10 protein-coding genes are annotated in these 13,494 nt (G+C 68.6%); 7 read left to right on the top strand and 3 right to left on the bottom strand.

All coding sequences use genetic code 11. The features are described 5' to 3' along the window. Positions 1-79 precede the first annotated feature (79 nt). Positions 80-1,405 carry a TIR domain-containing protein gene (locus ACYQ2W_RS04965; protein ID WP_459863839.1) on the top strand — a complete coding sequence of 442 codons (1,326 nt, stop codon included), beginning with the start codon at positions 80-82 and terminating at the stop codon, positions 1,403-1,405. 8 nt (positions 1,406-1,413) lie between these two features. Next, positions 1,414-2,277: a DUF4231 domain-containing protein gene (locus tag ACYQ2W_RS04960; RefSeq protein WP_459863837.1), complete on the top strand. Its 864-nt coding sequence runs from the start codon at positions 1,414-1,416 to the stop codon at positions 2,275-2,277. A gap of 42 nt (positions 2,278-2,319) precedes the next feature. Here ACYQ2W_RS04960 and ACYQ2W_RS04955 read toward each other — a convergent pair whose 3' ends face one another. Beyond that, a complete protein-coding gene (locus tag ACYQ2W_RS04955) occupies positions 2,320-3,183 on the bottom strand; it encodes a phosphate/phosphite/phosphonate ABC transporter substrate-binding protein (protein ID WP_459863835.1) in 864 nt (287 codons plus the stop codon). Between the two features lie 168 nt (positions 3,184-3,351). Then, entirely contained in the window at positions 3,352-4,500 is a 1,149-nt protein-coding gene (locus ACYQ2W_RS04950) for a serine protease (RefSeq protein ID WP_459863833.1), read from the bottom strand. A 137-nt stretch (positions 4,501-4,637) separates the two neighbouring features. Between ACYQ2W_RS04950 and ACYQ2W_RS04945 the strand changes: the two genes are divergently transcribed. From ACYQ2W_RS04945 to ACYQ2W_RS04935, 3 genes are all read left to right on the top strand, one after another. Beyond that, on the top strand, positions 4,638-6,530 hold the full coding sequence (locus ACYQ2W_RS04945) for a hypothetical protein (RefSeq protein WP_459863831.1): 1,893 nt from the start codon (positions 4,638-4,640) through the stop codon (positions 6,528-6,530). A gap of 2 nt (positions 6,531-6,532) precedes the next feature. Continuing rightward, on the top strand, positions 6,533-7,711 hold the full coding sequence (locus tag ACYQ2W_RS04940; protein WP_459863829.1) for a cation:proton antiporter: 1,179 nt from the start codon (positions 6,533-6,535) through the stop codon (positions 7,709-7,711). 94 nt (positions 7,712-7,805) lie between these two features. Then, positions 7,806-8,018: a hypothetical protein gene (locus tag ACYQ2W_RS04935; RefSeq protein WP_459863827.1), complete on the top strand. Its 213-nt coding sequence runs from the start codon at positions 7,806-7,808 to the stop codon at positions 8,016-8,018. Positions 8,019-8,169: 151 nt separating this feature from the next. Here ACYQ2W_RS04935 and mgtE read toward each other — a convergent pair whose 3' ends face one another. Next, entirely contained in the window at positions 8,170-9,570 is a 1,401-nt protein-coding gene (mgtE, locus tag ACYQ2W_RS04930) for a magnesium transporter (protein WP_459863825.1), read from the bottom strand. 275 nt (positions 9,571-9,845) lie between these two features. On the opposite strand from mgtE, the gene ACYQ2W_RS04925 reads away from it, so the two are divergent. Both ACYQ2W_RS04925 and ACYQ2W_RS04920 read left to right on the top strand, forming a co-directional pair. Beyond that, the gene (locus ACYQ2W_RS04925) at positions 9,846-12,044 is read left to right on the top strand and encodes a cyclic nucleotide-binding domain-containing protein (RefSeq protein ID WP_459863823.1); all 2,199 of its coding nucleotides are present in this window, start codon (positions 9,846-9,848) and stop codon (positions 12,042-12,044) included. A 301-nt stretch (positions 12,045-12,345) separates the two neighbouring features. Next, positions 12,346-13,383: an aldo/keto reductase gene (locus ACYQ2W_RS04920; RefSeq protein ID WP_459863821.1), complete on the top strand. Its 1,038-nt coding sequence runs from the start codon at positions 12,346-12,348 to the stop codon at positions 13,381-13,383. Positions 13,384-13,494: the final 111 nt, after the last annotated feature.

Genomic DNA, 13,494 nt, shown 5'->3' with positions numbered 1-13,494 from the left:
GTTACAACGTCCCCTCTTTCCACAGCTCACGTACTATGGGATATACTGCCTGCCGGCCTCTTCTCCGGGCATGGACGCCATGGCACACCAGATATTCATCAGCCTTACCCACCGAGACACCCCCATTGCGGACGCGCTGAGTGAGGCCATTCGCGATGTGTTTGGTGGGCTGCTCAGTGTCAACTACTCCACCAGCAACACGATGGAGGGAGGCATCCCCAGCGGCGCCGACTGGTTCCAATGGATCGTCAATCAAGTAAATAGCTGTGATATCGCCCTGATCCTGGTCACGCCCAACTCGGTACAAAAGCCCTGGATCATGTGGGAGTCTGGCGCGGTCTACGGCGCCGCCGTGGCGCAGGGAGAGAAAGGGGTCAACAAGGTCCGACCTCTGGTCTACCAACTGCGCACGGACGAAATTCCTTCTCCAATCCGGGACTCCAAGACGCAATACCTCAACGGCGACGACAGAAACGACATCACCCGTCTGCTGCGAGAGACGACTACCAGCCTTATCCAAAGCGGTGCATTGGCGGGTGATGCCATGTGGGCCGCCACATCCAATCTGGACACCGCCGTCGCAAACTATCTCAAAGCGGTCGATCACTCCCTGCTCAATGCCCCCGCACTACCTACCGGCAACGTGGTCGAGGAGTGGCGCCACCGCCTGGACCAGATCGCCGAGGCCGACCGGATGTCCGAGGTGGAACAGCTCCACCGCTGGATGGACATCACCTTCGGCTTGGAAGAGGGAGAACCGCAGGCCATCGACCTGCGCATCCACGCCCGTCTCGGCGAGATCTACCTCAAGGCCCGCAACACCAAACAGGCCATTGCCCAATTGAAGCTCGCTCGTCGGCTGGCCCCCCGGGACATCTACGTGTTGCGGATGCTCGGCAAGGCCTACCTGGACGACCGTGACTCGGACGAGGCGTGGAACATCATCAAGCGGATCAACGAACTGGACCCCCAGGCCAAATCGAGAAACTCGGAATGCGCGGCACTGGAGGGGCGATGGCTTCGGGAGAACGGACTCCACCGCGATGCGGGTGAGGTCTTCAAGGGTGCCCTCCGCTTCAACCCGGACTCCTATTATCTCGCCAACCTGGCCGGCGAGGCCTTTCTCGCCGCCGGCGAACATGAGTCGGCGCGGGAGTATTTTCAGCAGGCCGCCGACATCGTCTCCCGGCTCAACGAAAAGAACGTCTGGGCACTGGCTACCAAAGCCAATGCGCTGCTGGCGGTGCACGGCATCACCGACCAAACCCGCCAAGCGCTCGATGCGGTTCGCCATGCCCACCCTTCGGCGGGAGAGAAGGAATCCATCCTGCGTGGCCTGTCGAGTATCGCCGAAGCGCTACCCGACAAACCGGACGTCACTGAACTGATGAGCATTTTGGGGTGAACACAGAGATGACCCCCGAAACCTTGAAGACCGCCTGGAAGCTGCAGATGCAGTGGTCGGAGACCGCCAACGGACTGAAGCGGGAGTACGACCGCTGGCGCCTGGTGGTGCTGGTGCTGACCGTGGTCGCCGCGGCACTGGGCGTGCTGAGCGCGCAGTTCACCACCGCGGCCCTGAGCGTAGCCGCCGCAGTGGCCGCCGCGCTATCGCCGGTGGTCGCCGGCCTCAAACTGGACAGCCAACACCTCCACGCATGGTTGCGCGCACGCTCCGCCTCGGAAGCAATCAAGTCGGAAATCTTCCGTTTTCTGACCTGCAGGGGAGAAGGGAGAGAGGAACATCTCAGTAAGAGACAAAAGGCAGTCCTGGATTCCGTGAAGGATATTTCGGTTGAACCGCGAACGGATGAACTCCCGGCACGAGCGATCCTCCACGACCTCACCCCCACCGACTACCTGAACCAGCGGGTAAGTCAGCAGATCGAACGCTACTACCGGCCAAAGGCCAGCGATCACCGAGAAACCGCCAAGCGGTTCAAACTGGCGCATCTCGTGCTGATGCTGGTTGGAACCGCCTGCGGCAGCGCCAACGCGGTACTCGACATCCCCACCTTGGGCCCGTGGATCGCCGTGGCGTCGACCATCGCCGCCGCCCTGCTGGCGCACCTCGCCGCGGGGCGGCACGAATACCTGGAGATCGCCTACCGCGCCACCGCCGACCAGTTGCAGAATCTGCGAGACGAATGGCTCGACCACCACGGGGAGGACGAACCCAAGGCTGAAGAGATCTGCAAACTGGTCGATGCCTGCGAGGTGGTGATCTCCAACCAGAACCAGGACTGGCACGCGAAGCTGGGCCAGACGTCCCACTGATCACGTCCCACTGACTCGGCGCGGCCTCCATTCTCGCGGAGTTCACTGGCCGGCGACATCCCCCGCCCCCTCCTCATCCATCTCCCGGCTCGGAACCTCTTCCTCACGGAAATAGCGCCGCAACCCCCACTCCACCAGCGGCCGGTAGTCGTCGTTGGAGGCGCTGATCGCCTGCTCGATGGGGATCCGCGCCAACAGCGCCTTCCCCTCCCGGGTCATCGCCATCGCCACCAGGGCCCTGCGCACCGCCTCGCGATCCGCTTCCGGCACGCGCGGGTGGGCGGCGAACGGGTGCGGCGGCAGGCCGCGGGTCTCGTAGAGCACCCGCAGCACCTGCTGGGCGCGCGGCCCCTGCCGACGCAGGGTGGAGAGCACCCCACTGCCCGCGGCGGCGTAGCCGAGCAGCACGCTGTCGTAGACCGCGGAATGGCTGCGCACGTAGACCGGGCGGACGTGGACGTTGAGGAGGTTGTCGAGGTCTGCGCGCATCAACAGCGAGGCGGCCAGCGCCCGCCGCGACGGGAAGGCGACGGTCTTCCCCTCCAGCTCCTCGACCGAGCGGATCGGACTGTTGGTGGGCACCACCAGGATGCCGTGGAGTTCGCGCCCGCCGTCGCGCACCAGCGCGTGGTAGCCGTCGCGATCCATCACGGTGATGAACTGATAGGGGTTCATGTAGGCGAAGTCGAACCGCCCCTCCACTACCTGACGGTCGAACTGCGGGATCCCCGTGCTCGGCGCCAGGGTGAAGGCGAGGCCGGTGCGCCGCGCCAACTCCTCCAGCACCGGTTCCCAGGTGGCGACGGTCTCATCGTGGTTGAACTGCGGGATGACACCGACCCGGTATGGCTCATCCCCAACGCACAAGCCAACCAGCGGAACCATCAGCACCGCGGCCAGAACCATCCGTCTCGTCACACCCGACATTCAACCCATCCATCCGTCACCTGAAACCGACGCCCGCCCGTCCGTCACCCGGGAAAATGCAGGCTCCATCGGAGGCCCCCGTCCGCATGCGGATACCTACACCATAGCCGCCGCGGAACGCCTCCGATAGCGCCTTCTGCGCGCCGTCTACTCCGCCGTATGGCTGCGGTAGTTCCAACGGAGGGGTTCGGCACCGGCGTAGCCGAGCTCCGCCCGGTATGCGGCCCCCCCGATGAGCACGCCCGGGATGGTCAGGTTGAGCTGGCTGTCGGCGCTGGCGCAGACCGCCGACGACGGCGTGCAACTGGAGGCGGAAACAGCGCTCAGCTGCCACTGCAGCGACGGCGAGGTGGAAGCGCTGAGGGTCGCCTGGTACTGGTTGTCGCCGTACTGCAGGCAGGGGATGGTCAGGTTCAGCGACCCGTCGAGGGTCGGCGCGGCGCAGGCGGAGGTGGTCGCCTCGACGCCGCTGGAGAAGCGGGCGTCGCTCACGTACTGGCGGATGAAGTCGGCCAGCGCGGAGACCCGCGCATAGACCCCCGGGGTGGCGGGGTCGCCACAGGAGGCGCCGAAGCTGCTGATCCCCACCTGGACGTAGTCACCCTGATGGACGATCACCATCGGCCCGCCGCTGTCCCCCTGACAGGTGTCGGAGGTGTCGGTGGCGTTGAGGCCGTTGGCGCAGACCATGTTGCCGGTGATGCCGCCCCCATAGGCGGTGGAGCAGCTGTCGCTGTCGACGATCTGCTGGCTCGCCTGGAGCAGGGTATCGGAACCCTCTCCGCCGTCGCTGGTCAGTCCCCAGCCCATGACGATGGCGGCGGTGCCGGCACTCAGCGCCGGCTGGCCGTCGCCGTGCAGGGTCACCGGGATCACCCCGTCCACCGCGGCGCTCAGCTCCACCAGGGCGATGTCGTAGTCGTTGGTGGCGTGGTCGTACTGGGGATGGACCACCACCCGGCTGGCGCTGCGCTGAATCGCGTCCGCGGCCACGGTCGCGATGTCGTCGCTCTTCAGCAGCGCCGTGGTGGTGGCGGCGAGCGCGGTATCCACGGCGGTGTTGTCGGCATTGAGGAAGCAGTGGGCGGCGGTGAGCACCCAGGTGGAGGAGATCAGGCTGCCGCCGCAGCCGAAGGAGCCCACCCCCTCGGCGCCGCCGATGGTCAGCGAGACCATCCACGGATAGGTGGTGGTGGAGGCGGGCTGGCCATTGACGACGCGGCGGTCGGCATGGGCCGGCGCGGCGAGCAGCGAGGCGGAGAACAGCGCAGCAACGAGGATACGGACGCTTTTCATGGGGTGAGGACTCCTGAATAAGGGATGGACTGGAAACGATTCCCAGTGGCGGGCGATTATCTACGAAAAGCGGCTCCTCCGCCCACCCTATCGCCGGTGGGGTGAAAACCCGCCGATCGCCCCCTACAATCCCCCCGATGCGCCGCCCCTCGCCCACCCCCGACTCCTCGGTCTCCCTCCACCGCGACGGCCCGGAGTGGCTCGACCGAATCGCCGGCGCCGCCCGCGCCGAGCCGTGGCAGGTCACCCTGCTGAAACTCGCCTGGACCGCCGGCCCCGCCACCTTCCTCGCCGCCTCCCTCGGCTACTACCTGGGCTACGGCCGGTTCGCCCCCTTCGAGAACCTCCAGTTCTTCTTCTACTACACCGTGGTCTCCGGGGTGGTCGGCCTGGCCGCCGGCATCTTCACCCGCGCCACCTACGGCGAGCGACGCAAGGCGGCCGAGGAGGCGCTGCTGGAGGTGGTCGACCGTCTCCCCGACCTGATCGCCGCGGTGCGCGACCTCCACCTGGAGAGCCTGGAGCCGCAGGTGCGCCGGCTGGAGGCAGTGGGGCTGCTGCTCCAGCGGGTGGATCTGGACAGCGAGGCGCTGGCGCTCGCCGTGGAGGACCTGGGGGCGGGCCGCGCGCTGGCCGAACAGGCGGCGAAGATCGACATCTACCGCCAGGCCGGCCTCCACAGCCGGGTGCGGGAGCTGGCCGAGGAGGCGCGCGAGGCGGCCCAGCCGGTGATCGCCGCACTCGCCGAGTGGGCCCCCCAGGTGGCCGCCCTGCTGCGCCAGCGGCTCAACGGCCACGCCCCTTCCTTCAACGAAGGGGTCCCCCGCGACAGCAACTTCATCGAGCGCACCCTCTCCGCCATGGAGCAGGAGGAGGAGCGGCTGATGACCCTGCTCGACGCCGAAGAGATGCTGGTGCTCGCCTGCGAGCTGATCAACGGCCGGCACATCCCGATGCTGCTCTTCACCTACCGCGGCCGCTGGGAGCTGGCCCAAGCCACCGACCAGTTGGAGCGGCGGCGCAACCTCTACCGCATCGCCAACGCCACCGTGCTCAGCCGGCTGAAGGCGCTGGTGGCACTGCTCGGCGACAGCGACGAGGCGGAGGTCGAGGCGGCGGCCCGCGGCCTCGACGCCACCGCCCTGCTGCTGCGCGCCCAGGCGGGAATCGGCGAGCTCAACGCCACCGTCCGCCGGCTCGGCCTGCGCCTCTCCTTCAGCGGCGGCGACGAGCGGGCGCGGCTGCGCCGCTCGCTGGCCACCCTGCGCGACGCCCTCGAACTCTACGAGGCGATGCTGCGCGCCGCCAAGCAGGCCGGCCGGCGCCACGCGGTGTTCCTCCACACCATCGACAAGTGGGGACGCACCCTGGAGCCCCACACCTCCCGCGAGGTGGTGGCCCCCGCCCCGCGACGGCGCGGCCTCCAGGTGGTGGAGCGGCGGATCGGACTGGACGACGAGGCGCGCCTGGAGCTGGCCCGGGCGATCGTCGCCCTGTTCCGCGCCCGCGGCATCCGCAGCCGCGGAGACCGCATCGTCTACCGCCACGGCGATCACGACCGCCCCCTCACCCCCTCCATCGCCAAGGGTTTGGCGATGGAGGTGGCCTCCGCGCTGCAGCCGTTCGTCGACATCAGCCGGCCGGAGATCCAGCGCGCCATCGACGCCAGCAGCGCCAGCAACCTGCTCGGCCTGGAGACCACCCTGAGCGCGCGGACCAAGGCCGCCTGGGGCGCCGCCGCCGCGGCGGAGGTGGAGGACGACCTCGCCGCCGCCGCCGAGCGGCTCGCCGCCACCCTGGTCACCGTCTACCGGGTGGAGCTGAGCGAGGGGGCGATCGACTTCCTGCACCGCGCCTACGGCGCCCGCCCCGAACGCCTGCGCATGCTCACGACCGCGACCCCGACCGCCGCCCCGGTCAGCTCGCTGCAGACCCGCCCGCCGCTGACCCTGCCCGACGACCCGCGCTGGCACGCCGAGCTGGAGCGCTCGCGCCAGCTGCTGCGGCGCTACGAGGCGCTGCTCGAATAACCATGCACATGGACCCCGCCATGCCCGCCGCCGTCGCCACCCTGCTGGGACTGTTCCTGGTCGGGCTGATCCTGCGCCGGCTGCGCCAGCCCCACGTCGTCGGCTACCTGCTGGCCGGCGTGATCCTCGGACCCTTCGGCCTGGCGCTGATCGAGGACGCCGATCTGGTCGCCCGCATCGGCGCCCTCGGCGTGGTGCTGCTGCTCTTCTTCGTCGGCATGGAGGTGGTGCCCAAGCGCCTCATCGCCGGCTGGCGGATCGCCGTCGGCGGCACCCTGCTGCAAGTGGTGTTGAGCGTCGCCAGCGTGGCGCTGATCGGCAGCTGGCTCGACTGGAGCGCCGGGCGCATCGTACTGATCGGTTTCGTGATCAGCCTGAGCAGCACCGCGGTGGTGATCAAACTGCTGCAGGAGAGCGGCGAGGTGGAGAGCCGCGAGGGGCAGGACATCATCGGCATCCTGCTCGCCCAGGACCTGATCGTGATCCCGATGCTGATCGTCATCGCGCTGATGGGCGGCGGCGAGATCCACCCCGGCGAGGTGGCGATGCAGCTGATCGGCGGCGCCCTGTTCCTCGCCCTGCTCGGCTGGATCGTGCGCCGCGAGACGGTCCACCTGCCCTTCGCCCGATGGCTGCGCCTCGACCACGAGATCCAGATCTTCGCCGCGCTCGGCATCTGCTTCGGCTTCGCCCTGATCAGCGGACTGCTCGGCCTCTCCACCGCGCTCGGCGCCTTCGCCGCCGGCATGCTGGTGGCCGCCGCCCGCGAGACCCGCTGGGTGCACCACGCCCTCGACCCCTTCCGGGTACTGTTCCTGGCGCTCTTCTTCCTCTCGGTGGGGATGCTGGTGAACCTCCACTACCTCGCCGGCCACTGGTTCCAGGTGGGGCTGGTGGTGATCGCGGTGCTGCTCACCAACACCTTCATCAACGCCCTGCTGCTGCGGCTCCTGGGCTACACCTGGCGCCAGGGGCTGTATGCCGGCGCGGTGCTCTCGCAGATCGGCGAGTTCAGCTTCGTCCTCGCCGCGGTGGGCCACCAGAGCGGGCTGATCACCGACAACGGCTACCAGTTGGCACTGGCGGTGATCTCGCTGTCGCTGCTGGTCAGTCCGCTTTGGATCCGCATGGCCCGCGCGCTGACCCGCGAAGGGCGGCTCGACGCCAGCCCGGCGGAGTAAAGCGTTTTCGTTCGAGTCAATGAAAAAGATTCGCTGTCCACGGGGGCGACGGTCACCGTACAAACGGGGCTTTTCCGCACGAGGCCCGACCCCGATGAGAGCGCTTCCCCTGACCCTGCTGCTGGTCGCCGTCGCCGCCCAGGCGGCCGACTCCGACTCCCCCTACGCCGGCTGGTGCGCCCGCTCGGCCAGCGTCGAACAGGTCCCCGCCGCCGAACAGGAGGCGCACGTCGCCCGCTGCATCGAATCCCTCGAAGAGGCCGACCGTAATCCGGACAAGGGAAAGAAGAAGGACGAAGAGGGCTGAGCGCCCACCGCTGAATCGAACGCAGGTGCCGACCGACACGCCGCAGCGGCCGCAGACCGCCCTATAGGGCGCGCCGCGCGCGCCGACGCCCGTTCCGAGACCCACCGCCACCAAGGCCCGGGAGCGGTCTCGCCCGACGCCCCCACCCGCCTCACAACAGAAACAGCGTCGCCAGCCCGAGGAAGCTGAGAAACCCCACCACATCGGTCACCGTGGTCAACACCACCGCCGCCGACAGCGCCGGATCCACCCCCAGCCGCTTCAGCGTCAATGGCACCACCACCCCGGAGGCGGTCGCCGCCACCAGATTGAGCACCATCGCCGCGGCGATCACCAGGCCGATCCCCCGCTCGCCGAACCAGGCCCAGGCGACCAGCCCCACCACCACCGCCCAGGCCACCCCGTTGAGCAGCCCCACCGCCACCTCCTTGCGCGCCAGCCAGCCGACGTTGGAGCGGGCGATCCGCTCCAACGTCATGCCACGCAGGGTCAGCGCCAGGGTCTGGCTGCCGGCGATGCCGCCCATGCTCGCCACCACCGGCAGCAACACCGCCAGCGCGACGATCTGCTCCAGCGCATGCTCGAAGCGCCCGATCACCCACGAGGCGAGGAACACCGTCGCCAGGTTCACCCCCAGCCACACCGCGCGGCGCCGGGCACTCGGCACGATCGGCGCGAACAGGTCCTCCTCCTCGCTCAGGCCGGCCCCCTTCATGATCTGCTCGTCGGCCTCCTGGCGGATCAGGTCCACCACCTCGTCGACGGTGATCCGCCCGATCAGCATCCCGTCACCGTCGACCACCGCCACCGACACCAGGTCGCGCCGCTCGAACAACCGCGACACCTCGCGCCAGTCGAGATCGGCGGCCACCACGTCGGCCCCCGCCTGCATCGCCTCGGCCACCAGCGAATCGGCATCCCCGGTGACCACGTCGGCCATCGCCAGCCGCCCCAGGTAGCGCCCCGCCTCGTCGATCACCATCAGCCCGTCGGTGTGCGGCGGCAGTTCGCGGTGGCGGCGCAGCCAGCGCAGCACCACCGCCAGGGTGACGTCGCCACGCACACTGACCACGTCGCTCACCATCAACCGCCCGGCGCTCCCCTCCTCGAAGCTGAGCACCCGCTCGACCCGCGCCCGGTGATCCTCGTCGAGGGCCTGCAACAGCCGCTCGGTCTGCGCCTCCGGCAGGGTGTCGAGGACCAGCGCCAGGTCCCCCTCCGCCATCATCCCGGCGGCGGCCACCAGCTCCTCCTGCTCCATCTCGTCGAGGATCGCCGCGCGCGCCTCCTCGCCGAGGTGGGGCAGCACCTCGCCATCGCGCGCCTCGGGGATCTCCTCCCACACCGCCAGGCGCTCCTTCGGCGGCAGCGACTCCAGCAGGTCGGCCACCTCCGCCGGGTGCAGCTCCTCCACCCGCTCGGCGATCGCCTCCGCCTCGCCGCTCTTCAGGTCGGCCAGCACCTGGCCCAGCAGCTCGGGAATGTTCGGCGCCTCCACCGGCGCGGCGGGGGTCGGCTCCTCGGCGAGCGGGGTCGGTTCCTCGGCGGCCATGGCCGGCTCCTTCTGATGGGGATGGAGATAGGGAAGGGGTCCAAAAAATCGATTCAACCGCAGATTCGCGGATCGACGCAGATTCAGGAAGACGTCGATCTGCGAAATCTGCGGTTCATACAGATTTTCAAACCGGGACGGGCCCCGTACGGGGCAGGATAATTACTCGTCGCGTGGCGGCTGTCGAGTCCGGTGCTCCTGTCCTCGCCGGGAAGTTTGATTATAGTGTGCGTAACGGTCCGATCCGGGCCTCCAGCGAGGAAAGGCCCCTTGACATGAGCGACCATCCGCTACGCCTGCTCCAGGTGACCACCGGGGTCTACTGGCTGGAGAGCCCCCATCTGCGGATCCTTTGCGGCTGCCCGGCGGAGGTGGTGAAACACCTCGGCAAGCGCGGCCTGATCCTCCCCGAGCGACGCGGCGAGACCCTCACCGAGACCGGCCCCAACGCCATCCTGCTCTCCGACCTGGCGATCCAGAACGGCGTGCTCGGCAACCTCGCCGAATTCCCGGTGCTGCAGATGCTCTACCGCCAGGGAATGATGATCCCCGGCCACCCCAACAACCGCGGCCACAAGCCGCTGCTGATCGGCTCCCGCGAACAGGTCGGACGCCAGCTCGCCTACATCCACCGCGGCAACTACGGGCTGCTCGACGAGGAGGAGATCCGCGCCGCCGGCATCCCGCCGGAGGACGCCCGCGAGATGATGCGCGTCAAACTCGCCTTCGCCTTCGGCCGGATCCGCGAACCCGCCGAATTCCTCGACACCGTGGTGGTCGAGGACGGCGCCCCCGCCGACCTCGGCGAGGGGCTGAGCGTCGAACGCACCGGCCGCAACCGCTTCCGCTTCCGCCTCGGCGGCGAACAGGCCGAAGTGGACCTCACCCTCCCCCCCGGGGTCGGCTACGAGCTCCCCTACCCGCTCCAGCATCACCAGGTGGAGCGCGCCTACTTCTCGGTGGTCCATACCGGCGAAGGGGACGGCTGGGACATGCACCGCCCGAGCATGTCCAGCGTGCTCTACTTCCAGGGCCACTGCTATCTGGTCGACGCCCCGCCCAACATCGACCAGATCCTGCTCCATCTCGGCATCGACCTGAGCGAAGTGGAGGGACTCTTCCACACCCACGCCCACGACGACCACTTCGCGGGACTGGCCGCCCTGATGCGCGCCGGCCACCGCCTCAAATACTTCGCCACCCCGCTGGTGCGCGCCTCGGTGAGCCGCAAGCTGGCCGCGTTGACCGGCTTCGACGAGGGACTGTTCGAACGGTTCTTCGAGGTGCGCGACCTCGCCTTCGACGAGTGGAACGACTGCGACGGCCTGGAGGTGATGCCGCTCTACGGCCCCCACCCGGTGGAGGACAACCTGTTCCTGTTCCACGCCATGGGCCCCGACGGCTACCGCAGCTACGCCCACTGGGCGGACCTCACCGCCGAACCGGTCCTCGAACGCATGGGCGATCCGGCGCGCACCGCCGAACCGCTCTCCCGCGCCTTCATCGAACGCATCCTCGCCGACTACCAGCGCCACGCCGACCTGAAGAAGCTCGACATCGGCGGCGGCCTGATCCACGGCCGCGCCGAGGACTTCTACGACGACCCGTCGCAACGGCTGGTGCTCGCCCACCTCGGCCGCCCGCTCACCGACGGCGAGCGGGAGATCGGCTCCAGCGCCACCTTCGGCACCGAAGAGGCACTGATCACCAGCCAGCAGGACTACCGCCGCCGCCACGCCTTCCACCATCTGCGTTCCCTGCTGCCGGAGGTCCCCGACCACCACCTGCACACCCTGCTCAACGCCCCGCTGGCCGAGGTCAACGCCGGCGCCATCCTGCTGCGCCGCGGTCGCCAGCCGCAGCACGCCGAGATGATCATCTCCGGCACCGTCGAATACCTGCGCGCCGACGACGGGATCCGCCACGAACTCTCCACCGGCGCGCTGATCGGCGAGTACGCGCTGATCCACGACGCCCCCTCGGTGGCCACCCTGCGCGCCCTCTCCCCGGTAGTGGTGCTGCGCATGCCGCTGGCGCTGTTCCGCTTCGTGGTGGAGAAGGAGGGGCTGGTGGAGACGCTATGCCACCGGGTCGAACGGGTCGCCGCACTGCGCCGCAACCGTCTGGTGGGCGAACGCACCGCCTTCGCCCAGCTGAACCGCATCGCCGCCCAGGCCACCGCGCTGGAGATGAATCCCGGCGACACCGCCGGCCCCGCCCCACGTCGCGCCATCTACCTGGTGGAAGAGGGCGAACTGCACCTGGAGCGGCCCGACGGCAGCGAAGTGGAGGCCCTCACCGCCGGCGACTGGTTCGGCGAAGAGAGCCTCTTTCCCAACCGCGTCCCCACCCTCCACGCCCGCGCCGTCACCCCCGCCCGCCTGCTCCAGGTCACCGACTACCCCCTCGACGAGATCCCGGTGGTGCTGTGGAAGATGCTCGAAAGCCTCTCCCGAAGACTGCCGAAGGAGTAGGTCGGCGCTACCGCGCCGACGCGAACGGAAGCAGCAGCCCCCACGCCACCACAAACCACGCCGAACAAGTTGGACGTAGGGCGGATTAGCGCAGCGTAATCCGCCGGATCGAAGCCGATTCCGGCGAAGGTGCCTTCGCTCCTGGCGGATTACGCTGCGCTAATCCGCCCTACGGCACTTGGAAAGGGCGCTGAAAAACCGAAACGCCGTGCCTCCGTTCCCGTCGGCGCGGCAGCGCCGACCGACCCGCCACCTCTGCTATCCTCCCTCGGTTGCACTCACCCACCGGGAGCCCCACCCCATGCGCTACCTCACCCTCCCCCACACCGACCTCAACGTCTCCGCCGTCTGCCTCGGCACCATGACCTTCGGCACCCAGAACGACCGGGCCGAGGCCCACGCCCAGCTCGACCACGCCGTGGAGCGCGGCATCAATTTCATCGATACCGCCGAGATGTACTCGGTCCCGCCGCGCGCCGAGAGCTACGGCCGCACCGAGACCATCATCGGCCACTGGCTGAAAGATCGTCCCCGCGACTCGGTGATCCTCGCCACCAAGGCCGCCGGCCCCGGCCGCGGCATGCCGTGGATCCGCGGCGGTAACCTCGACTTCGACCGCACCAACCTGCGCGCCGCCATCGAAGACTCCCTGAAACGGTTGCAGACCGACTACGTCGACCTCTACCAACTCCACTGGCCGGCGCGCAACGTACCGATGTTCGGCGGCTACCTCTTCGACCCGGCCAAGGAGCGCGACGCCACGCCACTGCGCGAGACCTTCGAGGCGCTTTCCGAGCTGGTGCAGGAGGGCAAGATCCGCTACGTCGGCCTCTCCAACGAGTGGCCCTGGGGGGTGATGCAGGCGCTGCGCCTGGCCGAGGAACACGGCCTGCCGCGGGTGGCGACGGTGCAGAACGCCTACAGCCTGCTCAACCGCACCTACGAGACCGCCCTGCTGGAGGTGGGCTACCGCGAACAGGTCTCGCTGCTCGCCTACTCCCCCCTCGCCTTCGGCCTGCTCTCCGCGAAATACCTGCGCGATCCCGAAGCGAAGGGCCGGGTGACCCTGTTCAAGGGTTTCGCCCAGCGCTACGAAAAGCCGTCGGTGCAACCGGCGGTGGCCGCCTACGCCGAACTGGCCGCCGCCCACGGTCTCACCCCGACCCAACTGGCGCTGGCCTTCGTCTACTCCCGCTGGTTCGTCGCCTCCACCATCCTCGGCGCCACCACCATGGAGCAGTTGTGCGAAGACATCGATGCGTACGAGGTGGCATGGACATCGGAGCTGGAGGCGGATGTCCAGGCACTCCATCTGCGCTATTTCAATCCGGCACCGTAACGACTCGCCCCTCTGAAACGAAGCCGCCGTCCGCTCGGATACATACCGCAAGCCCCAACGATCTCCTGCAGCGCTGCAGGAGATCGCCCGCATGCCAGAGGCAGGCCTAGT

Source organism: Endothiovibrio diazotrophicus, assembly GCF_054657215.1.
This window is presented reverse-complemented; position numbering and strand designations above follow the sequence as displayed.